Raw genomic sequence first — 24,785 nt, forward strand, 5'->3', positions numbered from 1 at the left:
TTAAAATGAATATCCAATACTTACACCAAATCCGTGTAAAAACATCCTATCTTTGTTAAATTTTGCATATCTTCCGACATAAGCAGTCCCAAACATTAGCTTCTTACCACTGATATCGAAAACAAATTTTACACCCGGAGAAATTTTTGCGTGAAAACTAATAAAATTCGAGTTAAAAATCGGAGTTCCTGCTCCCACACCTACTTGTAAATAAGGCATTATAGTAACCTTGCTATTTATAGACATAGGAATGTTAGGTTCAACAAATGCTAAAAATGAACTTGAAACTGAATCAAACAAAAAAAAGCCTGAACCAGTACCGGATCTTTTAGCGAGTTTAGGACGCTGATTTACATTGAACATCATACCGAAACCAAAAAACTTATAATTCAATATCATTCCAATCGTTCCTCCGGAAGAAAAACCATAAGGAGTGAAAAGGCCGTTATATTCAGCAAAATACATATGGTTATACGGCGATGCAAAAAGGATTGCTGAAGAGTATCCCGACTTTTTTTCTCTATTTTTCTTCTTTTCTTGTTTATTTTTGGAAGACTCAACAAGTTTTTCATCGGTAAGCTCATTATTTAGTGAAAAATCGGCTATTTTCCAGTTTTTATTTTCAACTATCCAAAGTGAATATAACTTATCTTCGTTATTATTTTTAAATACTATGTATTTTCCTCCGGCATTTTGTGAATCGGACCTGTTTTCTACCGAAGAAAATGTTTTATAATCGTTTATATCTTTTTCAAGGTTATATGCAACCGCAAATTTTAACGAGTCGATGGGAAAAGAAAATATTATTCTTTCTATAAGAGCATCCCGTACATAGGAAGGACCCCTGAGAAGAGCATCCTTTAGTTTATCCAGTCCATTTTTTTTGGCATAGTCAGTACTTATAAAAGAAGCAATAGTATAGATACGCCTTAGTCTATCTTCAACTTCTTTTTCATCGGAAAGATTTTCCTTGGGATACGAAGCCTGCTCCAAAAAGACAGCTTCAACTTTTTTTAACATTTTTTCGGTTTCAGCAGCATTTAAATTAGAGAAGCCCAATTTAAAAAAAGAATTTACCGTAGAAAAAGGTATTGCAAAGTTTGTAGTTTCCCGTTTGCGGGCTTTTGCTTTATTCACACCGATTACTTCATATCCTTCTACAGCATTTTTGGATGTTACCAAAAGGGGCCCGCCTGAATTTCCTGCATCTATCGGAGCCGAATGCTGTAAAAAAAAGCTGTCTTTCGGATAGAAAGGATCATCAAATTTGATTTTTTTATTGGTTAATGTTCCTTTCCCCAATTGCCATGAGGGCTTACCGCCTAATCCGGGATAGCCTGCAGACCATACATCTATACCTTCACGCAAATTACCTTGATAAAGACCTAAGCCTTTTTTTATATCTGCATCTGCAGGAATTTCGGCAATAGCAAGGTCATCCTCAGCACTGTTTGCAATAATCTTGCAGTTTTCAACTTTTTTTATGGTTTTACCATCCGCATCCATCATTTCTATAGAAACAGAATCGGCATATGCACAAACATGATTGTTTGTAACAACATAACTTTTTCCATTAAAGATATAAATAAAACCGGATCCGAATGAGTTATCTTTTTCAACTCTTAGCTTAAATATTTCTGCGAAATCTGCATAGCCCATATCTTCTAAAATATTTGCAGCTTCGTTTACACAATCAACAACATCTTCTTTGTAGTTAGGCCTTACAATACAAACATAGTCTCGCAAGTCAGCAAAACACAAAAAATTCAAAACAGAAAAACAAAGAAATATAAATATCTTTTTCACACTTAACCTCCTATTTGAACAAAAAAAGCGGTGCAGCGGCAAAAATGCTCCATTTTAAAGAATGGGGTACCATATCGGCCTCTACATGCTTTTTCTGCCTACTATAGTTTTTTTAAGGTTCATAAACATAATTTGTTCTGTATATAAAACCTTAGAGATTTAAGATTATAACCTTTTATCGATAAATTGCCAAGTCAGATGAAGCCGTATTTAAGATAAATTATTTTCCATATCCTATTAACCACCTCCATTTCAAAGAAGAAATTTCCCCTCTCCTTGACTTTCACCTATCGTAATGTTAGTATTCCCTCAGATTTTATTTACATACCAGAGTAAACATCACGGAGATTTTATGACTGAAAAACAGATTTTTCCATTTGTGCAAATTGAAGGACAGGAAGATATAAAGCTTGCAATAATTTTAAATTTAATATGTCCTGCAATTTCGGGTGTTCTAATCCGTGGAGAAAAAGGAACAGGAAAGTCTACAATTGTGAGAGGAATAGGGGAGCTGATGCAAAGACAGGGAGAAAACCTTAAAGTTATAGAGCTTCCTATAAATGCTACTGAAGACAGAGTCGCCGGCTCAATCGATATTGAAAGAGTTTTAAAAACAGGCGAAAAAGTTCTTCAAAAAGGAATCTTAGCAGAAGCTGACGGTAATATTTTGTATGCGGATGAGATAAATCTCTTGGAAGATTATATAGTCGACCTCTTATTGGATGCGGCCGCCATGGGAGTAAACACAATAGAAAGAGACGGAATATCATACAGCCACTCATCCAAATTTATCCTGATAGGAACAATGAATCCTGAAGAAGGGGAACTAAGGCCTCAGCTTTTAGATCGATTCGGTTTATTGGTAGATGTAAAAAGTGAAAAGGATGGACACTTAAGGAAAGAAATTATAAAAAAAAGACTTGCTTTTGAAAATGATCCTGTGGAATTTATAAACTCCTCGCATAAAGAAGAAAAAGATTTAATATCAAAAATAAAAGAAGCTCAAAAAATCTTTCCCGATATTAAAGTAGGAGATGATATTTTAGACTTGGTTGTAGGTCTTTCGGTAGGCTTAAATGTGGACGGCCACAGGGGAGACCTAACCTTAGTTAGAGCTGCCAAGGCCTATGCAGCCTTTCAAGGAAGGAATGAGGTTACAAAAGGAGATATTATCCGTTTAGCACAAATGGTATATTCTCATAGGCTTAGGAAAAAGCCCTTTGAAGAAATAAATCCATTAAACCAAGCAGATATTGAGAACATCTTAAATGAAAGGCTTTGATTATCCTTTTAGCCTCCTTGTTGGTCAAAAAAAATTAATAAGGGCACTCCTTGTTCTTGCCGTCAGCGATAAAATAAACAGCCTGCTTATAGCCGGAGGGAAAGGAACAGGAAAGACCATTGCAGCACGGAGTATGAAAAATATTTCCGATATGTCCATAGTCAATATCCCGCTCAATATTACGGAAGATAATTTATTTGGCGGACTGGATATTAAAGCAAGCCTTGAATCAGGTAAAAGCAAATTTCAGCAAGGAATTCTAGGTAAAGCCGAAAATAAAATTTTATATATTGATGAGATCAACCTCTTTCCTAACGAATATATCAACACAATATTGAATGTAATAGAAACAGGTTTTCTCCAGACAGAGCGTGATGGACATTCCAATAAAAAAATAATAGAGTCTAAGCTCATAGGCACAATGAATCCTGAAGAAGGATTTTTAAATAACTCGATTACCGCCAAATTTTCAATCTATGTAGAAACGGATTCAAATCTAAATAAAGAAGAAAGACTAAAAATATTAAAAAGGAATTTAAGCCTTGATAAAGAAGACAAAATTACAATTGAAGCTCTAAAAAAAGAAGATAAAATTTTATCGAATAAAATTCATGATGCAAAGAAAAGATTAAACGGAATAAAAATATCGGAGTCTATAATTACAAGAGCTGAGGTTCTCATTAAGGAAGCAAACTGCTTCGGCTACAGGGCCGGCATCTGTCTTATACACACGGCAAGGGCTCTAGCAGCTATAGACAATCATCAATATATCACAGACGAAAACTTTCAAGAAGCTGCAGAACTTGTTCTTAAACATAGAAAAAACATCTTATCCGAAACCCAAAATAAAAATCAAATAAAATCGGACAAAGATAACAATGATAAAACAAAATCAGATAAAAATAAAACGGCAGAAAAACCTAATGAAAAAGACAATCAAAAAATAGAATCAAAATCCCGAATTTCGAATAATGAAAACGACGCTACGGAACATAACGGCAATAATACCAATAATCAAAATGGAATAAGCTATAAGAATTTGGATACGGAGCTTGCAGATAAAATTTTTAAGATAAAAAATCTTTTAAGCATTAATGAAGATAATTCTTTTAGAAAGGGTATGGGGAAACGAAATAAAACACGCACCAACGAATTAAAGGGAAAATCCTTCGGCTATACAAGGTCAAGTCAAAATCTTCATAACCTTGCTATTATACCCACAATAAAATCGGCAGCCTTGCATCAAATAAAACCGAAAAAAGGCATTATTAAAATAAACAAGGATGATTATAAATTCAAAAGAAGAAAAACCCGTATAGGAGCCTCTATTATTTTTTTGGTAGATGCAAGCGGTTCTATGGGCGCTATGAAGAGGATGAAAGAAACAAAAAACGCTATTCTATCTTTATTGATGGATTCTTACCAAAAGCATGATGAGGTTTCTATGATCACTTTTGCAGGAACAAGGGCTGAAATAATATTACCCTTTACAAGAAGCGTTTTACTTGCAAAAAGAGAATTGCAGCTTATCCCTACAATCGGGAAAACGCCTCTAGCTCTAGGCTTAAACAAGGCTTTGGAATATTTTAAAATACATAGACTAAAAAATAAGGATATGATTCCCCTGCTCTTTTTAATTACGGACGGAAGGACTAATCACGGTTCCGTTTTTTTTGATGAGCCTATTAAGGATGCTCTTTTTATTTCAAAAAAAATAAAAAATGCAAATATTTACTCTGTTGTTATAGATACCGAATCAGGCTTTGTAAAACTAGCTCTTGCCGAAGAGATTGCAAAAAACTTAAATGCAAGATATTACCAAATAGAAGATATAAAACCTGAGGTCTTAACCGAGATTGTACATCAAAACACAGAATACTCTCTATCCAGAATTGATGTTATGGAGGACAAGCGATGAATTTAACAGGAATATTTTACGGAGACTCCAAAATCTTTGAATTTAAATCAGCTGTAAAACAGTTGAAAGACTCTGAGAAAATAAATTTAAATATTTTTTGCTTTGATGTCATAAAAGTAAACTCCGATAAAAACATCTTTCAAGAAATGTGCAGCAGGTTAAAAGATTCAGATGCGGTAATTATGCATTTTCACGGTTCATCCGCTCATTTACAAAACCTCGAAACGGTAATCCGAATTATAAAAGGTAAAAAGATTTTCTTTGATTGTTCAATCCCTGAAGAAATCAGATCAATTATGTCTTACAGTTCTATTAAACCGGAAGAATATATAAGGCTGCATTGTTATTTTAAGGCAGGCGGAACGGATCAAATTACAGAGTTTATAAAGTTATTTTCAAACATTACAATAGGAACAAATTATATCTTAACTCCTCCAAAAGAAAGAAATGCCATAGGAATATATAAGGACGGACATTTACTTAATGTAGATGAAGAACAAAAAGTATTATCCGATATTGCCAATTCAAACAGAAATATCATAGGCCTTGTTGCACACTATCCTTTTTTGCTCAATCAAAACATGAGACATGTTGATGCTATTATTAAAGAATTAGAAAATCAAGGCGCAGACTACCTTTGTATTATCGGAAGACTAGGCCCGCAAGATAATGATGGTGTGCTGCAAGCAATGGAAAAATATTTTTATTTTAACGGTAAATTAATTATAGACGCAATAATTTTAACAACGGGATATACCATATCTTCATACTATCAAAATGAATTTAAAAATTTTATTCATTCTTGTTTTGAAAATTTTAATCTTCCGGTATTTCAAGCTATTACAAGCTACCTTTCAAAGGAAGAATTTGAAAACTCACCTTCGGGTTTGGATATAGCCTCTGTATCATTAAACATATATCAACCTGAAATTGACGGACAAATTATTACTATTCCGATAGCTACTTCCGAAGAAATAGAAAAAGATGGGATTGTAGGGAGAGTCTTCGTACCAATAACAGAACGGGTCAAGGCCCTATGTGAACTTGTAAACAGGTTTGCCCAACTAAAAAATAAAAAGCCTCAAGAAAGAAAAGTCGCCATTATTTTGCACAACTATCCTCCAAGAAACGACCTAATAGGTTCAGCCCATGGATTGGATACGCCGAACTCTTTATGGAATATACTTCAATTTTTAAAAGAAGAAAACTATAACTTGGATTTTAACTTTTTAAACGGGCAGGAAATTATAGATGAATTAATACGCAGGGGAACAAATGAATGGAAATGGACATCACCTGAAACAATTTGGAAATTTAAAGCCGATAAAGTGAGTTCTAAAACATATGGGGGCTGGTATAAGAATCTTCCGGAATTCAACCGCAGTGACTTAAAACAAAAATGGGGTAATCCTCCCGGCCTTTCAATGATTATGAATGACCATATTGTAATTCCGGGAATTATAAACGGAAATATTTATATCGGGCTTCAACCGGCACGAAGCCCCGAAGATGCAGTTGTAGAAACCTATCACGACACTCACAATCCGCCGCCTCATTCATACTTAGCCTTTTACAAATGGATTGACAAAATTTTTAAGGCAGATGTTATTATCCATGTTGGAACACACGGTACATTAGAATGGCTTCCGGGAAAGGAGATAGCCTTATCAAAAGAAAGCTATCCTGACATAAATATCTATTCTATTCCGCATCTTTATATTTATAATTTAGGTATCTTGGGAGAAGGAATGCAGGCAAGAAGGCGCTCACATGCTGCAATTTTAAGTCATTTGATTCCAAGCTTTACCGATTCGGATACCTATGACTACCTCCATGAAATAGAAGAGGCCTTAGAAAAATATGAGCATGCCAAACAGTCTGCCCCCTCGCAACAAGATACTATAATACAAGATATTTTCAAACTTGCAGATGAACATTCTATTTTAAAGGATCTAAAAATAGAATATGATGATGCCATTAAAAATCCGGAGCAAAATCTTATTTTAATTCATAATTGGATTCACAAAATAAAAAACTCCGTAGTAAGAGATGGGCTTCACATATATGGAAAAGTGCCTGAAAAAAAGCGTCTCTTGCAATTAGTAAGAGGGTTATCCGTAATCGGACAAGAAGATACGGAGGGCTTAGAAGATTCAATTATAATTTCTTTGGGGCATAATCCTAAGGATATCAGAAAAAATTTAAGCGATACCGAAAAAAATAATTTTAATGAATATAAAATTTTAGAAGAAGCAAATAGGATTGCAGAACAATTAATCAATGAAATAAACGAAATAGAATTTAACGAATCATTTATTGATAGGCTGCTTTTTTTTCAAAACAATAAATCTAATAATTCAGAATTAAAGAAAACCCTTAAATTTATTTGCAGAGAAGTATATCCTCGTCTTATACAAACTGATGATGAAAAGCGCTTCCTTATCAAAGGTTTAAACGGAGAATTTATTTTGCCGAGCCTTGGCGGAAATCCAAGCCGAGGTAATATCAAACTTCTTCCCACAGGAAGAAATTTTTATTCGATTAATCCTGAAGAAATTCCAAGCAAGGCTGCATATGAAACAGGAAAAAAATTAGCAGACATTCAATTAAAGACATATTATAAAGAACATAAGGCTTACCCCAAAAATATAGCTATAATTGTATATTCCACAAATACAATGAAAACCTATGGAGAGGATATAGGAGAAATATTTTTTCTTATGGGTATCCGACCCGTATATATTAAAAACACACAAACCGTATGTGGAGTGGAGGTAATTCCTCTTGAAGAGCTAGGGCGGCCCCGAATTGATGTTACAATGCGCATTTCAGGTCTTTTTAGAGACTCCTTCCCAAATTTGATTTTTTTAATGGATGAGGCTGTTAATGCGGTTGCATTTCTTGATGAGGATGATGAGATGAATCCGATTAAAAAAAATATTCAGGAAACAATTAAAAAATTTGTAGATGAAGGGATACATCCGGACAAGGCAAGAGATAGGGCATCGGTAAGAGTTTTTAGTGCTCCTTCAGGAACTTATGGAGCAGGAGTTGCAAATTTAATTGAGTCAAAAAAATGGCAAAACTTTGAAGATCTTGCCGAAGCATATATAACATGGAGCAGCCACGCTTATTCCAAAAAATTTCACGGAGAGAAAGATACAAGAGCCTTTGAAAATCTTTTAAGCAAAACCGATATGACTATCAAAAACGAGGTAAGCTGCGAAATAGATCTTTTGGATTGTGATGATTTTTATAATTATCACGGAGGCCTTATAGCTGCCGTAACAGCAAAGTCTGGAAAAAAGCCCTATGTTTCGGTAGGAAACACTGCCGATATCAATATTCCTGAAACCATGACCTTAGATCAAGAAACCGCCCGTATTATGCGCTCCAGAATTCTTAATCCGAAATGGCTTGAAGGTTTAAAAGAGCACAGCTATAAAGGCGCTCAGGAAATATCCAAGGTTATGGACAACATCTTCGGTTGGGATGCTACAGCAGACAATGTAGAGAACTGGATGTATGAAGATTTTGCAAACACTTTTCTATTTGATGAAGACACATTAAATTGGATAAGATCCGTTAATAAAAATGCAGCCTATCAAATAAGCGAGCGTTTACTTGAAGCAAATCAGCGTAAGATGTGGGCTGCCAAACCTGAAAGTCTTGAAAAATTAAAACGCATATTCCTTGACATGGAAGCAGACTTGGAATCTTACGGAGAATAAAATTATAACCAAACCATATCTATAGACAAATTATTTGATTTTGAGTATCATAAAAAAAATCTTGACAAAAAACAGAGTCCATTTAATTTATTTCAATACAGATTGAAATACCTTATTCAGCCGCAAAGCGTAGTACTCCGACGCTTAAAACGGAGTAAAATAAAATTTCATAAGGAGATTATGATGAAAAAGCGAATTATTGTTTGGTTTGCCGCAATACTGATGCTGTTTTTTACATCGGCATGGGCAAAGGGAAGTCAAGAAACAACAAGTGAAATGGGCCTTAAAAAAATAGGTCAACTGGAATTAAAGTATGCTAAATCTTTTTCTGTGGACTATTATGAACAGGGAATAAAAAAGTATAAGGATGTTGAAGGCCGTGAAGTTTGGTTCGTTCCAAGAGGTAAAACAATAGAGGGAGGAGAAAATCTTAATGTCATTGAAACACCTGTCAAGTCTTTAGTTATCTTATCTACAGTACATGCAACCCTTCTTCGTCCTATCGGAGAGTTGGATAAAGTTACAGGAACATCCGTACAATCCGATACATGGAAAATTCCTGAAATAAAAAAAGGAATGGATGACGGTAAAATAAAATTTGTCGGTAGTAAAAATGCTTTAGACTATGAAATGCTTCATGCATTAAATGCAGACGCCATTTTATTGACTTATGAAAATATGGCAAGAACGCCCGGTATAATTTCCAAGTTTAATGAACTGGGACTTAAATGGATAGGAGTTTCAAATCATCAAGAAGCCGACCCACGAGCCCGTCTTGAATGGATAAAATTTGCCGGAGAAATAACAGGAAAAGAGAAAGAAGCAAATAAGTATTATGAAAGAGAATTGGCAAAAATAAATGCGGTAGAAGAAATGAACAAAAAATCTGCAAATAAGACTACCTTTGCTTCGGCTTTTATGTCTAAGGATATCTTTTATGTTCGAAATGCAGGAGATTACAATGTAAAAATGTTTGAGATACTTGGAATCAAATATATTTTCAAAGACTTAAATCCCGATAAAAACGGAAACACAAAAATGAATGCTGAAGAATTTTATAAAGTAGCTGAGAAAGCAGACTTCTTCTTTTACGACAGCGTAAACGGAAGTGCCATTAAAAGCACCTCAGATTTAATTGCTTTTGCCGAATATTTAAAAGATCTCAAAGCAGTAAAAGAAAATATGGTTTGGGGAGTTAAGCCTAATTACTATCAAAGTGCAGATCATGTTGCAGATATGATTGAAGAATTAAATAAGATAATTCATTCAAAACCGGGCGAGTTAACCGAAACAGAATATTTTTATTTATTCAGTAAACCGCTTCCTATAGAAAAAAAATAACACATGAATACCGAAAAGAAGAGGCGGATTACCATAGTTTTTATAATCCTAATAATTTTATTTATAGTTGCGGTATTTATAAATATTGTTTCAGGTTCCGTATCTTTTAATTTAAAAGATATTTGGGATATCTGTATAGGAGAAAGAACTCCAAGTACCTTAGAATATAATGTTTTATTTAAAATACGTTTTCCGAGGATTCTTGCTGCTATTCTTTTCGGTATTGCCTTATCAATATCGGGATTTTTATTACAAACTTTTTTTAGGAACCCTATAGCAGGGCCTTATGTATTAGGGATTTCCTCAGGTGCACGCCTTTTTGTAGGATTTATAATTTTAACTAATTTTACATTTAACATTGCCCTTAATTTCCTCTTCTTAGTATTTTTAGCCTCTGCCATAGGAAGTCTTTTATCAATGCTTTTGGTATTAGTCTTTGCAAAACGGGTAAGAAATATTTCAATATTAATTGTTGTAGGTATTATGATAGGTTACATAGCCTCTGCAGGAACTAATTTTATGATAGCTTTTGCTTCCGATTATAAAATTGCGGGCCTTACTATGTGGTCGATGGGCAGTTTTTCAGGTATCACATGGAAGATGATTCGGATTTCAAGTATAATTATTATTCCTTCCGTAATCGGAGTATTCTGTTTGTCAAAGCCATTACAAGCTTACCTCCTCGGAGAAAACTATGCAAAAAGCATGGGAGTTAATATTAAAAATTTCAGACTGGTCCTTATTTTTCTATCGAGCATTCTTTCTGCCTGCGTTACAGGCTTTGCAGGACCAATATCCTTTGTAGGTATAGCGGTCCCGCATTTAACACGCCTTACAGTTTCAACATCACAGCCTAAAATACTGATACCGGCAGTTACATTGATGGGTGCAAGTTTTTGTCTTTTAAGCGATTATTTTGCCAGAACCTTATTTGCACCAACAGAGCTGAGCCTAAGTACAATTACATCCATGATAGGAGCTCCCATTGTAATTTGGCTAATGGTAGGAAAAAATAAAAAATATGGATCTATTTAAATTAAAACAGCTTGATGTCGGATACGGTAATTCCGTTATCGTCGGGAATGTTGAGATAGAATTACAGCACGGACAAATACTTTGCCTTATGGGACCTAACGGCTCAGGTAAGTCAACAATAATCAAAACAATTACACAACATATAAAAAAATTAGGCGGAAAAGTTTTTATAGGTGAAGAGGATATTGAAAAACTCAGTAATATAGAACAAGCAAAAAAAATGAGTGTAGTCTTGACCGACAGGATAAATCCTCATCTTATGACTGCCGAAGAAATCGTTGCAACAGGCAGATACCCTCACACAAATAAATTCGGAAAAATGACGGAAGCAGATTACATAGCTGTTGATGATGCAATAAAAATCGTAGACGGAGAGGCATTAAAACACAAAGAATTTCTTTCGTTAAGCGATGGTGAAAAACAGCGAATCATGATTGCAAGAGCGATTTGCCAAGAAGCCGACTTAATAATTCTTGACGAACCGACTTCTTTTTTAGATATCAGATATAAAATTGACCTTTTGGGAATCTTACGAACCTTGGCCCGTAAAAAAAACAAGATTATCATTCTTTCCTTACATGAACTTGATTTGATACCTAAGATTGCAGATAAAATCATTTTAATTTTGGACAAGGATAATTACCTATACGGCACACCGGAAGAAATTATAAGCGATACATCAATTCGTAAGGCCTTTGATATCAAAAACGGTTCATATAATACCCTCTTAGGAAATATAGAACTGGCACGCCGAGATACCTCCTCTAAAATTTTTGTTGTCGGAGGTGAAGGCAAAGGAATTCCTGTATATCGGCTGCTCAATAAGTATGAAATCAATTTTAACTCAGGTATACTCTTTGAAAATGATTTGGATACGCCAATAGCAAAAGCACTAAGTACAAACCATCTGACTCAAAATTCTTTTGAAGCTATAAACGATAAAATATTTGATGAAGCAAAACTCGTGATCGAAAAATCGGAAATCATTATAGATTGCGGTGCATCTTTTAACGGTATAAATAGTAGAAATTTAGATTTAATAAAATATGCAGAAAAACTAAACAAAAAAATTCTCTCCTTAAAAGAAAGACAAGAGTATGCCGATTATACTTATTGTAAGACCTTTTCACAATTATTAAAGACCATTAAATGTTTAAGCAAATAAAAAAAGCGGTACAGCGGCAAAAATGCTCCATTTTAAAGAATGGGGTCATTCTTGTACTACTGCACCGCCGACTAACACGAAAGAAGCTTAGGGTGTAAAACGCATAAGCTCCGAAAGGCATTACAGGAATTTGCAGCCTTTATTTCGGTATTCCGAAATTTCCGCGATAATAGCATTGACGTCCATAACCATTTCCATCATGCTTACCTGCTCTTCATAGACCGCAGGGTCTATTTGGCTCTTAATTTCCGGTTCTGCCACGTGATAGCACAAGAGTCCCAACGAGACTCCAGCCAACGGACCTGCAAAAGTCGGGTCGCCTACTGTAACAGTTTCGCAGGCTAAACCTGAAGATTCGGCTTCTGCACCGCCCAAAAGAACGATTACGTTCTCAGGACCGTATTTTTCAGCTAAATCTTTGACTCGCTTTTGGTTTTCCAAGTCCATTGCTCCTGCGCTTGTTCAGACAAAGCATTCGGTTGCAGCATATACAACCTCAGCACCTGCCGATTCTGCACAGAGCTTAATAGCCTCCCCGGGAACGCCGTCTCGGTCACCGATGATGATGACTTTTTTGGTTTTCAAATCAACCATAGCATCCTCCTAGGATAAATTTTTTAAGGCAGGATAACCTGCCCCACGGTCTATTAAACCGTATCTTTAAAAAGCCGTTAAAAAACTTATCGTCTTTTTCCGGCTTAAAAGATTAAAACTTAAGATTAGATGTATTTTTTTACCATCTCTTCGATTTGATTAATGGTCAAATCGCTTCCGGTAACGCTGTCTTTTCTCTCACCGTCAATATAGATGAGCATTGTGGGAAGACCTAAAACCTGCTCTTTCATAGCAACGCGTCTTGCACCGTCAATATTGAATGAGCAAAACTTTGCCTTTCCGGCATGGCGTTCTGCCATTGCGTGAACATCCGGCATTAATTGTTTACAGGGAACGCATCCGTCCGACCAAAAATCTACAAAGGTTACACCCTTTGACTGATGAACTTCTTGTTCAAAATTTTCTTTTGTCAATTCAATCATTTTCTTCTCCTTATTTTTTCATAGCCATTTTGGCTTTGATATCGTCGATATAGTGGCCTGCCCAAATACCGGCAAGCGCACCGTCGGCAGCTGCCGTAACAACCTGCCGTGATTCTTTTTGAATAACATCGCCTACGCCGTAAATACCGGGTACGTTTGTTTCCATTTTTCCGTTTGTGAGGATGTAGCCGTTTTCATCAAGGTCTACCAAGCCCTGAATAAAGGCGGTTTGAGGATTGTGTCCGATAAATACGAATACGCCTTCGGTATCGAATTTGGAGGTTTCGCCTGTTTTTGTATCTTTTAAGATAACGCTGTCTACAAGGCCGTCTCCGCAAACTTCTTCAACAACTGCATTCCATTTAAAGGCCATTTTGGGGTTGGCAAAAGCCTTTTCCTGAATGGATTTTGCAGCTCTAAGTTCGTCTCTTCGGTGAATAATAGTTACCTTGTCGGCAAATTTTGTAAGATACATAGCTTCTTCAACAGCAGAGTCTCCGCCGCCGATAACTACGATTTCGCACTCTTCAAAGAAGGCACCGTCGCATGTTGCGCAGTATGAAACACCCTTGCCCCAGTGCTCTTTTTCGCCCTTACAGCCGAGCTCTCTGGCACTTGCACCTGTTGCAACAACAACAGCCAAGCATTCATACTTTACGCCGTCACTTCCGTGAACAATGCGTGTAGGTGAATTGGGAACAAGTTCGATTTTTTCGGCTCTTGCTCTTTTGAATTCAACACCGAACTTTTCGGCATGTTTTTTAAAGGCTTCGGTCAGAGCAGGACCTGAAGATTCGGGGAAACCGGGGTAGTTTTCGATTTCTTCAGTGATATAGCACTGTCCGCCTTGATTGGGCTTTTCTTCAAGAATAACCGTCTTTAATTTTGAACGGGCTGCATAAATTCCTGCGGCCATACCGCCGGGACCGCCTCCAATTATAACCAAATCATATTTTTCTGACATAAAGTCCTCCTAAATATCTCCTTAAATATATCAGTTTTTAGCATTTTAATCAAGATGTATATCTAAACCGAGATATTTTCTAAAAAAATCTTAAAAACCTTGAAATAGGTCTAGAAACGGTCTATACTGTATATGATGATAGAAAAATACGCCGAGTGCAGTTACAAAAGTTCTCAGCAAAAAAATGCAAAAAGTTGTGAAAACTACTTGACACAACTGTGTGTATCGGGCAAAATTCGCAGCCTCGCAGCCTCGCAGCCTCGCAGCCTCGCAGCCTCGCAGCCTCGCAGCTTCACAGCTTCACAGCTGAGGCCTTCCCATGCCTAAATAAATTTACAATCAAACACAAACAAATTTACTCACATAAAAAACCGCAACGCCTGCCAAGCCTTGAGCTTCGCTCAACTTTGCAAAGGAATAATCGGAATGTTCTTATGGATTGGGACTTGTCAATCCAAATTAGGGGAGGAACGGCACTTTTTCGGATAAAAGTTCCTTTCCTCCCCTATAACCCCACCTTTCTTCAAAAGAACCGCTTAGGGGCTTGGATTGCTACGCTAGCTTGCAATCGCCTAAGAACCCCGCCTATAAACGGGGATTTCAAAGGGTTCCACCCTTTGGCAGCGCGGCAAACAGGATGTTTGCCCAGGATAGTCGTACGAGTTTGCACCGCAAACTCGAAGCTCAAGAATGTACACGGATGTACATTCTTGAGCGGGGGTCTAAGGGGAACCTTCCCCTTAAAACAAACAATTTTTTGGAGGATTTTATGACAAAGTTTAGAACACACAACAAGAAGAAAAGAGGAGCGGCGCTCATCATAGCCGCAGTTTTAACGCTGGCACTGCTTTTTACAGCCTGCCCGAACAACGCGGGCGGGAGCAAGCCTGAGCCCACACCGCCGCCGGTACCGAAGTACAAGGTAGAGCTTGACCACACTATAGGCGGTAATGTAAAAGTAACGCCTGCACTGCCTGAAGACGGCATGGCAGCCGAAAACACCGAGTTTACCTTTACGGCAACGCCGCTCGGAGGCTACAGGCTTGAAAAGTGGGAACTTAACGGCACAGAAGTAAACGGCACGGAGCTTACCTACACGCTCAAAGTTACGGCAAATGCGCAGGTTAAGGTATTCTTTAAACGGAAGGCCGGGATGTATCCTGTCCTGCACACGGTTACGCTTACCCCGCCGGTACACGGCAGAGTAACGACCGTTCCCGAGCTTCCAAACCCGCCCAATGTGCCCTATGGCAGCGAAATTACCTTTAAGGCAGTACCTGATGCAGGCTATGCGGTAGATAAGTGGACGGTTTCGGCGGGCTCATTTTTACTAGGCGGTACCGACGGAAGCACGAGCGCGACGCTTAAAATCACCGAAGACGTTACCGTAACGGTTACCTTTAAGCAGGTACTATGTAAAATCGATTTCGGCGTAGACGGCGGAAACGGCACGCTCAAGGCGGAAGTTGACGGCAGCGAAATCAATTCGGGCGATACGGTCGAACACGGCAAAACCGTCGTCTTTACGGCAGAGCCTGCCGGTTCAAGCTGTGAAGTGGAACAATGGACGAACAACGGAACGCCCATCGCGGGAGCGGGAACAAACGCAACCTACAACCACACCGTAACGGCAGCGGCAAACATCAAGGTAAAGTTTAAAAGTACCTATACCGGACCTGCGCTCACGGTGGACACAACGGCATTTACCAAAACGGCAGGAGATGAGTTTACACATCGGTTCGTAACGGGAGGTTCGGGTAACTTCATGGCAGAACCTGAAACGGCGGGCATCATCGCGCTGGATACGGCTAACTTGAACAGTCACGGCAATATTACGGTAACGTGCAGCAATGCCGGCTCAACGCGCATAAAGGTAACCGACACGGTAAACGGACAAACCGCCCTTTCAGGTACCATTACCGTAAAACCTGCCGTCGTCATACCCGACTACTTTGAAGAAGGCGGCATACGCTACCACGTAACGGACAAAGATGAGCGAGAGGTGGGCGTAACCGCAAAGACAGATTCTTCAAACTATGCGGCGTACACGGGAACATCGCTTACCATACCCAAAGAAGTTACCCACGGCGGCGTAACCTACACGGTAACGGGCATAGAGCACCCTCAACTTTGGGGAACTACACTGCAAAACGTAACGGTCGCATCCGATAATGCCTACCTTTCTTCCCAAAACGGCGTTATCTTTAATAAAGATAAAACCGTACTCCTCTGGTATCCGAAAGGCAAACCGGGCGCTTCTTACACCGTTCCTTCAGGCGTAACAAAATTGGAAGAGAACTCTTTTAGAAACATTGACGCACTGACTTCCGTTACACTGCCGGACGGCTTAAAGGATATCGCGAGTTATGTGTTTAGATTCTGTCCCAACCTTGCAACGCTTAACCTGCCGTCTTCGCTGGAATTTATCGGCGACTTTTCAATACAGGACTTAAAAGTGAGTTCGATGGTTGTGCCGGAAAACATAAAAATTCTTGACAGCTACTTTCTTGCCGGATGCCCCGAACTGACGTCGGTCGTGCTCCCTTCAACGCTTACCCAAATAAAGTGGTATTCATTTTCGGGCGATCATAAACTGAAGACGGTAACGTGCAAAGCGGCAACTCCGCCGACCATTAAGGCAAGCGACCACGTGTTTAAAAACGTACCCCTCGCATCCGCAACGCTCCGCGTCCCCGCCGGCTCCAAAGCTCTCTACCAAGCCGCAGAAGGCTGGAAAGACTTCGGCACGATTGTGGAGTATTGATGAATTAGGGGAGGAACGGAACTTTTTCGGATAAAAGTTCCGTTCCTCCCCTATGACCCCTCCTTTCTTCAAAAGAACCGCTTAGGGGCTCTGCCCCTAAGAACCCCGCCTCAGAATGGCGGTGGTACAAACTTGAAAGTTTTAGACGAAGACTAAAACTTTAAGCTGAAAAATGTACTCTGGATGTACATTTTTCAGCAGTTTTTTTTGTGCGGGGGTAAGCGCTTTCTACTCTTAAATATTCACATCGCTCCCTTTTAAAGTCATTTAATCTGTGATATAATAAAAACAGGAGGACGGTTGAAGCTCACAGCTCAAATAGTGCCGCTCGCTTCAACTTCGAGTTTCATCAGGCTGTCACCTGATGAAATATCGTTTATTTTAGGAGGAAACTATGCCTACAATGACCATGACAAATAAACTGTATCAAGAATTGGAACAAGCAGCCCGAATGACCGGAGCGGCAAAAGATACCATCTTGGAAAACGCTTTAAGCCGCTACCTTGCCGAATTGAAGGAAGATGCCGAAGACGCAGTGTGTGCCGAAAAAGCGTGGAATGACTTTGAAAAAAGCGGGAAAAAAACATACACCATCGCCGAAATGCGGCACGAGTTGGGTCTATGAAAGTCGTCTTGACGGAAACATTTAAAAAGCAACTAAAAAAGTTGGACGCGGCAATCTCAAAGCGTGTTTTGGATTACCTTGAACAAATTGAGCTTCTTGATAATCCGCGTTCCCGCGGGAAAGCACTCACTTCAAATCTTTCAGGGCTATGGCGGTACCGCGTCGGCGATTACCGCATTTTATGCCGCATCTGTGACGATAAGCTAATTATCACCGTCATCGAAATCGGGCACCGCTCAACGGTGTACCGATGAACAGAGGATAACTATCCCTTTTAAAATCCTGTAAACTTTGGTATAATACAACAAGTGAGGGGTTGGATATGAAAAAAAGCTTTGACGAACTTACCATTGCCGATGATTTTATGTTTTGCAAAGTCATGCAGGACGAAGGTATTTGTAAAGAGTTTCTCGAAATGGTCTTGGCAGATAAAATCGGGAAAATCACCTACCTTTCATCGCAAGATGCCGTCTTTACCGGTTCGGAATCCAAATCGGTGCGCCTCGATCTGCTTGTAAAAGACGAAACCGGTAAATCTTACGATATCGAAATGCAGGTTGTGAACGAACACAATATCCCCAAGCGTATGCGTTATTATCAGGCAGCAATTGACATCGCATTCTTAGACAAAGGAACCCACTACAAAGCCTTGAACGACAGCTATATTATTTTCGTTTGTCTTTTCGACGCTATCGGGAAAGGCAAGCCGCTCTACACATTTGAAAATATGTGCCTTGAAGACCGGCAAACACCCTTACAGGACGGAACAAAAAAGGTTATAATCAATGCGGAAGCATTCGGCAAAGCCAAAGATGCGGAACTCAAAGGCTTTTTGGAATACTTAAAAACAGGTGCGGCGCACACTGACTTTACAGGGAGGATAGAAACGATGATACAGGCAGTAAAACACAACGAACAGGCACGCAAGGAATACCGCTTTATGTCGGGCTTTGAAATGGACGCACGGGAAGAAGGCATACAACAAGGTAAATCCATCGGTCTTGCTGAAGGTTCCCGTCAAGCAAAGCTCGAAACGGCTCGGATTTTAAAACAGCTTGGGGATTCCGTAAAAAAGATAATGCAAGCTACCGGCCTCACCCAAGAAGAAGTCGAATCGATTAGCTAATTGGTAGTCTGGTTTATCCCCTTAAAAGAAATGAATAAAAAACTTTTTTTTGTCATTTTAATCGTATTTTTTTTCTCAAGGCCTTTTTATGCTCAAAAAGTCAGCGAAAAAAAGGATATTGCCGTCTTTGCAACATCCTATTACGGCCGGCATATTTCAAACGATTTCATTGAGATGATTGATGAAGCTATTATGAATGTTTTTTTTAACCTTGAACGTTTTAATATAATAGGCTTGGAATACAGACTTGCCTCAACAGATGTAGACATATTTATTGAGCTTATAAACCGCTCGCGAGAAGAAAACACGGAACTGCCCGAATCCGTTTTAATGGGCTTAGAAGCCTTTACAAAAGAAGACTGGGAAAAAACGGTCAATTCTTATTATGTGGTGATGCCTATAATTAAAGATTATTCAATTTCGATGGAACGATATGATGATTTGTTTTTGGGAGAAACGGACGGATATAGGGTAGAAATTGCTTTGGAATTCTACATATATTCTTCAAAAGAAGATTTAAGAGAAAAAATTGATATAAAAATAAGCTCTATTGACAAAACCTATGAGAAAGCATACAACACGGCACTTAAAAGTCTATCGAAAAAATTGGATCTTGAGCTGCGTAAGATAGAAGCGTTTACCATAAAAACAGGAATAATCAAGGCAGAAAAAGGAACCGTTCACTTTGAACTCGGAAAAAAAATGGGTGTCAAACTTGGAGACGAATATGTTGTTTTGAGCGAGGACGGCAAAAAAGAGCTTGGCTTAATTGTTGTTACAAAAACCGAAAATGACTTTTCTAAAGGCTTAATCCTTTTTTCAAAAAAGCCCTTAAATTTAGGGGATGCGATTAAAGAAGTTCCTCACGGACCCTTTGAATACAGGGTTTACGCTCTGGGAGAATTCGGCTTGTTCTTTACCGAAAGAGGTTTATATGACGGAGGAGGAACCTTCGGCATTAATCTTTCGGGAACGAGAGGCTTTTACCGCTTTAGACCCAGCTTCGGAGCCGAGATGACATTTGACTCTCAAAGTCCTAAAATTCTTTCTATAGGAGCGCCTATAACCATATTCGGGGGTGCTGAAATAGGAAATACATATCTTAGGCGTTTACAAATCTTGCCTACAATTCAATTTTATTATACAATGATTGTAACGGATTCCAAAAAAACTATTCCGATTCCTGCAGGAGTCGGACTTAAAGCCTTTGTACATACAAGTTTTCTTGTAACAAAGAATTTTAAAATAGGAGGCGACGTAGGCGTAAAAACGGGAGCAACCTTTTATAACGGGATAGGAGGAATCTTAAGATTTACCGCCGGAATCGGCTTTACAATTAAATTATAACTTTAGGAGATTTATGATGAAAAAGATTTTACTTTTTTTGTTTTTAACCGCACCTATTTTCTTTTTTTCATGTGCAAGTATTGAAGATGCCTTAGACGTAAAGAAGCCTGCTTATAAGGAAACAAAAGAGTATACTTCAATGGGAGAGGATTCTTCCCTTTTACGGGCTATAAATAATGCAAAAGTGGGAGCGATAAGGCAAGGAGTTATCGACATTATAGGCCTTCAAACTGAGCAGTCTAATTACCAAAAAATTAAAAGTATCATATACGATACCGAATATCCGAATAAATATGTAGTAAACGAAAAAATGGACGTACTGCAAAAATCCAAAAACGGAGAAGTATACATAATTAAAATTAAAATCCCCGTAAAAATGAATGAGGTTTCAGCAGCTCTTTCATCGGCAGGTATAAGCTCCGGTAGTCCCTCAAGCGGAGCTTCAATGGATGATATAGTTTTCGGAAACGGCAAGACTCAAGAAAGTTTTAATGCCGCACAAAAACCTAAGGATGCAGATCTTATTTTAAAAGAAGCCCAAGCTTCTGCCGAAGGCAAAAAAAATCTTCAATTTTTAAATAATTATATCGAAAACATGACCTACATGGTTTTTGATGCCGAAGAATCGGATGCCGATAGATTTTTACTTAAAGCCGCAGTAGAAACAGGAAATGCCTTTCTTTTAAAACAGGGATATAGAGCAATAGACTCAAAAGAGGTCGAAAAGCTAAAAAAAGATAATGCCCTCATTTACCAAGAAAGCACCGATGAAGGAATGTCGGCTATTCAGTTGATAGCCCAAAAGTTAAATGCCGATGTATATATGGAAATTGATGCGGTAACCGAAGGCGGTTATGAAACAAGCGGCTATTACGGTTCGGCAAAGATAACCTTAAAGATATTCAATCCGTCTACAGGAGAGTTACTCGGTTCTGTTCCGTACACAAGCCAAAAAACTTTTAGCCGAGTAAGCAGCTATGATGCTCAATCAAATGCAATTCAATCCGCAGTAAACAAGGCTCTGCCCATGGCTGTAGATCAGGCAAAGATTCTTTTAGCTAAAGCCTATTCCCGCGGAATACGTTATGAAATTATCATAAACGAAACACCTGACAGCAAGAGCATGGCACGTTTTAGAAAAGCTTTAAACGGAAATGTAAACGATATAAAAACCTTATATCAATCCTCGGCACAAACAAAATATGCAGTTTCATTTTTCGGAACTATTGATGACCTTGAAGCTGTCATCTATGATACTGCAGATTCCGTTCCGGGTTTTGAAAACATAAAATTGGTAATGCTAAGAGGCAAGACCTTAACATTTAAATCGGGCTTTTAAATTGGACGTAGATTACGCCTAATTTTAAAAATATATTTGCATTATTTTAGGAGGCAAGATATGAAAAAAGCAATTAAGATTATGTTCCTTGCAGGATTTGCAGTTATAGCCTTAGCAGGCTGTGCAAACAAATTAAAACCGCTTGGAACCGTATCGAGCAAGATTAAAAAACCGGAAATGCTCGATCACAAAAACCTTAAATGGGATAAGCCTGTTCCCGGCTGGGTCGCAGAAGAACCCAATGTCATCGAAAAAACGGCTGACTATAAGGGTAAGGATGTTTATCTTTTTAAATTTGAATCGCCCAGATCAAAGAGCCTGGAAGGAGCCGAACTATGGACAAGAGATTTTTCGGTCCCTTCCGAAATGGCCAGAATGGTTAAGGTAAGAGTAGAAAGCAAGGCAGCTGCTGCCGCTGCAGGCGATAAGGATAAGATTGAAGGCTATCTTGAAGATATAGTCAAAACAATTACCTCCACAAAACTTTCCGGCTTTAAAAAAGAAACCGATTATTGGGTTCAGATGAGATACTTTGATGCCGATGGAAATCCTGATGGAGATGACTATACATATATAGTCTTATACAGCATCTCCAAAAAAACATTGGATAAGCTCATTCAGAATGCAATCAGCGGAGCAGATGAAGATAAACCCAAGAGCGAAGAAGAAAAGGCTGTCCGTCAAAGAGTAAAGGAAGCTCTTTCAGAAGGTCTGTAAATCTTTTTAACCTACGGAAGAAAGAAAGGTCTTTAGTAAAAGCTATAAAATTTTCTTTCTTCCGTTTATCGCTTAAAAATCATCTATAATAAAAAACAAAGACTATGCTGAAAAAAGAACTATTAAAAAAAATACTTTTACTGATTTTAACTTTAACCTTATTCTCATGTGCAAGTTATAAAAATAAACCTGAGGAAGAGCTGCCTGCTTGGATAGAAAAGGTGCCGGCCGGCGATGCAGATTACGAATACTTTACGGCCTCAGGAACAAATAAAAATTTTACTCTTGCAGAGGCGGACGCAAAAAATAATCTTATAAACGAAATCATACGGTATTTAGGAGTTTCAATAAAAACCGAAACGACAACAACCGCTTTAGGCTCCGTAGAAAACCTTGAAAAAATATTAAAATCGGAAATTTCTCAGTCTTCGGCTGCTAATATAAAAAAATTAAAAATCAAAAACCGCTATACCAAAAAAAACAAAGACAGCCTTACCGTCTATCTTTTGGCTGAATACGATAAAAATGAGCTCCGTAAAGAAAGAAACCGCTTATTAAAAATTGCAGAAGAAAAAATTTTATCGGTAAGTGAGCCCCAAAAAAAGGCAGATGAATTTGTTGCAAGTAAAAAATATTATTCTGCTGCCCTTTATTACACTAAGGCCGCCTCTGCCGCATTAAGCTCCGGCATAGAAAACGGGGATATAAAATTTAGGCAAAATATTTCAAATGCAAAAGAAAGTTTAAAAAAGATTAAGCTTAATTTGCAAAAAGACAACCTTGAAAATACATCAAACGATTTTTTAATTCCTATCAATATAGGAACCTTTGAGGAGAGAGTTCCCTTATTAGTCAGCTACAAAACAAAGGTAAAGAATAGTACCACCATCATAATTGAAGGCATTGAAACGGATCAAAACGGAACCGCAAATTTTATTTTACATGATGAAAAAATTGAACCCAAAGCCCGCATAAGAATAGAGTTGGATATTTCCGAAATCAAGCAAATACTCGGCTCTAAAGATTTTGATGAATATCAAGAAGCCGTTAAGGAGCTTCAGCAAATAGTTTTTAAGCAAATAATAAATTTTGAATTTAAAAAGCCGGAAAATAAAATAAAAAAAGAACAAAAAGGGACAGTTTCACTTTTTATTGAACAGGCTGACAGTAAAAACTCAATCATTGAAGAAAAAATTTTGGATATTTTAAAAGATATGAATTTTAAAACCATATCCGCAAAAAACGAAAATCCGGCTGCAGATTTTTTTATTTATGCAAGGATAGAAACAGATGAAGTCTCAAAAGCTGCCGACGGATTTTTAGTGCGGCTTAATGCAGATATAGAAATAAAAAATCCGAACACACAAGAAATTCTTTATAAAAAAAATATAAGCAAAAGAGGAGCCGGTTTTACCGAAAAAGAAGCCCATAGATCGGCCTCAGTTGCTATAGCAAAAGTAATAGCCTTAGTTTTTAACGGAATCATCGACGAATAATAGAGCAGCTGACAAAGTTCCATATTTATTGTATACTGATATTTATAAACATGTTTTTTAAGGAGAAATAATTGGCAAATCCTGTTTGGCTTTTTATGGGGCCTGAAATCGGAGAAAGAAATGCAGCTGTTGATACGGTATTAAAAACTCTTTCAAAACAATACGGTGATATTGAAACGCATACTGTCTATGCAGGAGATACCGGCATGGGAGATATAATTTCTCTCCTGCAAAATGCATCTCTTTTTTCTTCTGCAAAACTCATTATATTAAAATCTGCAGAGCTTATAAAAAAGAAAGAGGACATCGATTTACTTACAGACTGGATTCAATCGGTTTCAAAAAAAGAAAACACAAGCGATTCTTTTTTAATTTTAATTTCAGATGAAACGTCAATTGCAAAAAAAATAAGCGATACCGTTCCTAAAACTCAGCAAAAAATATTTTGGGAGCTTTTTGAAAATAAAAAACAAGAATGGGTGCGTTCATTTCTTTTTAGAGAAGGCATTGAAATTGAAGATGAAGCCGTTGATGAGCTTTTGGAATTAGTTGAAAGCAATACCGATGCTTTAAAAACGGCCTGCTCTCATTTGGTGCTCTATTTTCAAAAAGGTTCACATATCGATCAAGAGAATATCGAAAAACTTTTTGCACACAATAAAGAAGAAACTCCTTTCAGCCTTTTTAATGCCTTAACAATGGGAAACCTTGAAACAGCCTTGTCCATAAGCCAAAAGATAATACTTTCAAAAAATTCTTCGCCGGTTCAAATTATTGCAGGATTAAGCTATTGTTTTAGACGCTTACAAGACTGGCACAAAATACATAGAGATAATGAATACTTGGATGATTTTGCTTTGAAGCGTTTCGGGTTTTCGGGAAAAACCGCATTAGCACAATACAAAAGAGCTGCAAAACTTTGGAATGAGGTTCAGTGCGTAAAAATAATCGCTCTTTTATCGGAAACGGATTTAGAGTTACGGTCTTTAGGCACAAGTCTTCAAAACATAGTTATGGATATGTGCTTATATGAAATAGCTTGCAAATCCGGAAATAAAATAGAGAAATATACCGCAGATAATATTTAAAACG

Annotated in this window: 20 protein-coding genes; 16 read left to right on the top strand and 4 right to left on the bottom strand. The window is 37.8% G+C overall.

Annotation, left to right across the window (positions count from 1 at the left end):
• Entirely contained in the window at positions 1 to 1,806 is a 1,806-nt protein-coding gene (locus E4N80_RS09130; protein WP_253698937.1) for a S1 family peptidase, read from the bottom strand.
• 352 nt (positions 1,807 to 2,158) lie between these two features.
• Between E4N80_RS09130 and E4N80_RS09135 the strand changes: the two genes are divergently transcribed.
• The 6 genes from E4N80_RS09135 (at position 2,159) to E4N80_RS09160 (ending at position 12,278) form a co-directional block, all read left to right on the top strand.
• Positions 2,159 to 3,088: a magnesium chelatase ATPase subunit I gene (locus E4N80_RS09135; protein ID WP_253698938.1), complete on the top strand. Its 930-nt coding sequence runs from the start codon at positions 2,159 to 2,161 to the stop codon at positions 3,086 to 3,088.
• Complete coding sequence (locus E4N80_RS09140; protein WP_253698939.1) at positions 3,075 to 5,006, top strand: magnesium chelatase subunit D family protein; 1,932 nt, start codon at positions 3,075 to 3,077, stop codon at positions 5,004 to 5,006. The genes E4N80_RS09135 and E4N80_RS09140 overlap by 14 nt, the downstream gene beginning before the upstream one ends.
• Positions 5,003 to 8,737 (top strand): cobaltochelatase subunit CobN, encoded by a 3,735-nt coding sequence (cobN, locus tag E4N80_RS09145; protein ID WP_253698940.1) that lies wholly within the window; start codon positions 5,003 to 5,005, stop codon positions 8,735 to 8,737. Before E4N80_RS09140 ends, cobN begins: the two co-directional genes overlap by 4 nt.
• A 183-nt stretch (positions 8,738 to 8,920) precedes the next feature.
• Positions 8,921 to 10,078 (top strand): ABC transporter substrate-binding protein, encoded by a 1,158-nt coding sequence (locus tag E4N80_RS09150; RefSeq protein ID WP_253698941.1) that lies wholly within the window; start codon positions 8,921 to 8,923, stop codon positions 10,076 to 10,078.
• A 3-nt stretch (positions 10,079 to 10,081) separates the two neighbouring features.
• Complete coding sequence (locus E4N80_RS09155) at positions 10,082 to 11,113, top strand: FecCD family ABC transporter permease (protein ID WP_253698942.1); 1,032 nt, start codon at positions 10,082 to 10,084, stop codon at positions 11,111 to 11,113.
• Positions 11,100 to 12,278, top strand: coding sequence for an ABC transporter ATP-binding protein (locus tag E4N80_RS09160; protein WP_253698943.1), 1,179 nt, complete (start codon positions 11,100 to 11,102; stop codon positions 12,276 to 12,278). Before E4N80_RS09155 ends, E4N80_RS09160 begins: the two co-directional genes overlap by 14 nt.
• Before the next feature lie 120 nt (positions 12,279 to 12,398).
• On the opposite strand, the gene grdA is transcribed toward E4N80_RS09160, so the two are convergent.
• The 3 genes from grdA to trxB all read right to left on the bottom strand — a co-directional run bounded on the left by grdA (position 12,399) and on the right by trxB (position 14,279).
• Complete coding sequence (gene grdA, locus E4N80_RS09165; protein ID WP_010956809.1) at positions 12,399 to 12,872, bottom strand: glycine/sarcosine/betaine reductase complex selenoprotein A; 474 nt, start codon at positions 12,870 to 12,872, stop codon at positions 12,399 to 12,401.
• Positions 12,873 to 12,997: 125 nt separating this feature from the next.
• Positions 12,998 to 13,315 (bottom strand): thioredoxin TrxA, encoded by a 318-nt coding sequence (gene trxA / locus E4N80_RS09170; protein ID WP_002682000.1) that lies wholly within the window; start codon positions 13,313 to 13,315, stop codon positions 12,998 to 13,000.
• 10 nt (positions 13,316 to 13,325) lie between these two features.
• Entirely contained in the window at positions 13,326 to 14,279 is a 954-nt protein-coding gene (gene trxB, locus E4N80_RS09175; RefSeq protein WP_253698944.1) for a thioredoxin-disulfide reductase, read from the bottom strand.
• Between the two features lie 135 nt (positions 14,280 to 14,414).
• Here trxB and E4N80_RS09180 point away from each other — a divergent pair, with 135 nt between their 5' ends.
• The 10 genes from E4N80_RS09180 (at position 14,415) to holA (ending at position 24,781) form a co-directional block, all read left to right on the top strand.
• The gene (locus E4N80_RS09180; protein ID WP_253698945.1) at positions 14,415 to 14,606 is read left to right on the top strand and encodes a hypothetical protein; all 192 of its coding nucleotides are present in this window, start codon (positions 14,415 to 14,417) and stop codon (positions 14,604 to 14,606) included.
• 442 nt (positions 14,607 to 15,048) lie between these two features.
• Positions 15,049 to 17,043, top strand: coding sequence for a leucine-rich repeat protein (locus E4N80_RS09185; protein WP_253698946.1), 1,995 nt, complete (start codon positions 15,049 to 15,051; stop codon positions 17,041 to 17,043).
• A 394-nt stretch (positions 17,044 to 17,437) separates the two neighbouring features.
• Positions 17,438 to 17,668 carry a hypothetical protein gene (locus tag E4N80_RS09190; RefSeq protein WP_253698947.1) on the top strand — a complete coding sequence of 77 codons (231 nt, stop codon included), beginning with the start codon at positions 17,438 to 17,440 and terminating at the stop codon, positions 17,666 to 17,668.
• The gene (locus tag E4N80_RS09195; protein ID WP_253698948.1) at positions 17,665 to 17,922 is read left to right on the top strand and encodes a type II toxin-antitoxin system RelE family toxin; all 258 of its coding nucleotides are present in this window, start codon (positions 17,665 to 17,667) and stop codon (positions 17,920 to 17,922) included. The genes E4N80_RS09190 and E4N80_RS09195 overlap by 4 nt, the downstream gene beginning before the upstream one ends.
• 68 nt (positions 17,923 to 17,990) lie before the next feature.
• Positions 17,991 to 18,794, top strand: coding sequence for an Rpn family recombination-promoting nuclease/putative transposase (locus E4N80_RS09200; RefSeq protein WP_253698949.1), 804 nt, complete (start codon positions 17,991 to 17,993; stop codon positions 18,792 to 18,794).
• A 30-nt stretch (positions 18,795 to 18,824) separates the two neighbouring features.
• Positions 18,825 to 20,141 (top strand): hypothetical protein, encoded by a 1,317-nt coding sequence (locus E4N80_RS09205; protein ID WP_253698950.1) that lies wholly within the window; start codon positions 18,825 to 18,827, stop codon positions 20,139 to 20,141.
• Between the two features lie 16 nt (positions 20,142 to 20,157).
• A complete protein-coding gene (locus E4N80_RS09210) occupies positions 20,158 to 21,480 on the top strand; it encodes an aldehyde dehydrogenase family protein (RefSeq protein WP_253698951.1) in 1,323 nt (440 codons plus the stop codon).
• Between the two features lie 60 nt (positions 21,481 to 21,540).
• Positions 21,541 to 22,197 carry a hypothetical protein gene (locus E4N80_RS09215; protein WP_253698952.1) on the top strand — a complete coding sequence of 219 codons (657 nt, stop codon included), beginning with the start codon at positions 21,541 to 21,543 and terminating at the stop codon, positions 22,195 to 22,197.
• A 104-nt stretch (positions 22,198 to 22,301) separates the two neighbouring features.
• Positions 22,302 to 23,693: an LPP20 family lipoprotein gene (locus tag E4N80_RS09220; protein WP_253698953.1), complete on the top strand. Its 1,392-nt coding sequence runs from the start codon at positions 22,302 to 22,304 to the stop codon at positions 23,691 to 23,693.
• A 71-nt stretch (positions 23,694 to 23,764) separates the two neighbouring features.
• A complete protein-coding gene (gene holA, locus E4N80_RS09225) occupies positions 23,765 to 24,781 on the top strand; it encodes a DNA polymerase III subunit delta (RefSeq protein ID WP_253698954.1) in 1,017 nt (338 codons plus the stop codon).
• Positions 24,782 to 24,785: the final 4 nt, after the last annotated feature.

The sequence above is a fragment of the Treponema denticola genome (genome assembly GCF_024181605.1).
Taxonomy (GTDB): domain Bacteria; phylum Spirochaetota; class Spirochaetia; order Treponematales; family Treponemataceae; genus Treponema_B; species Treponema_B denticola_B.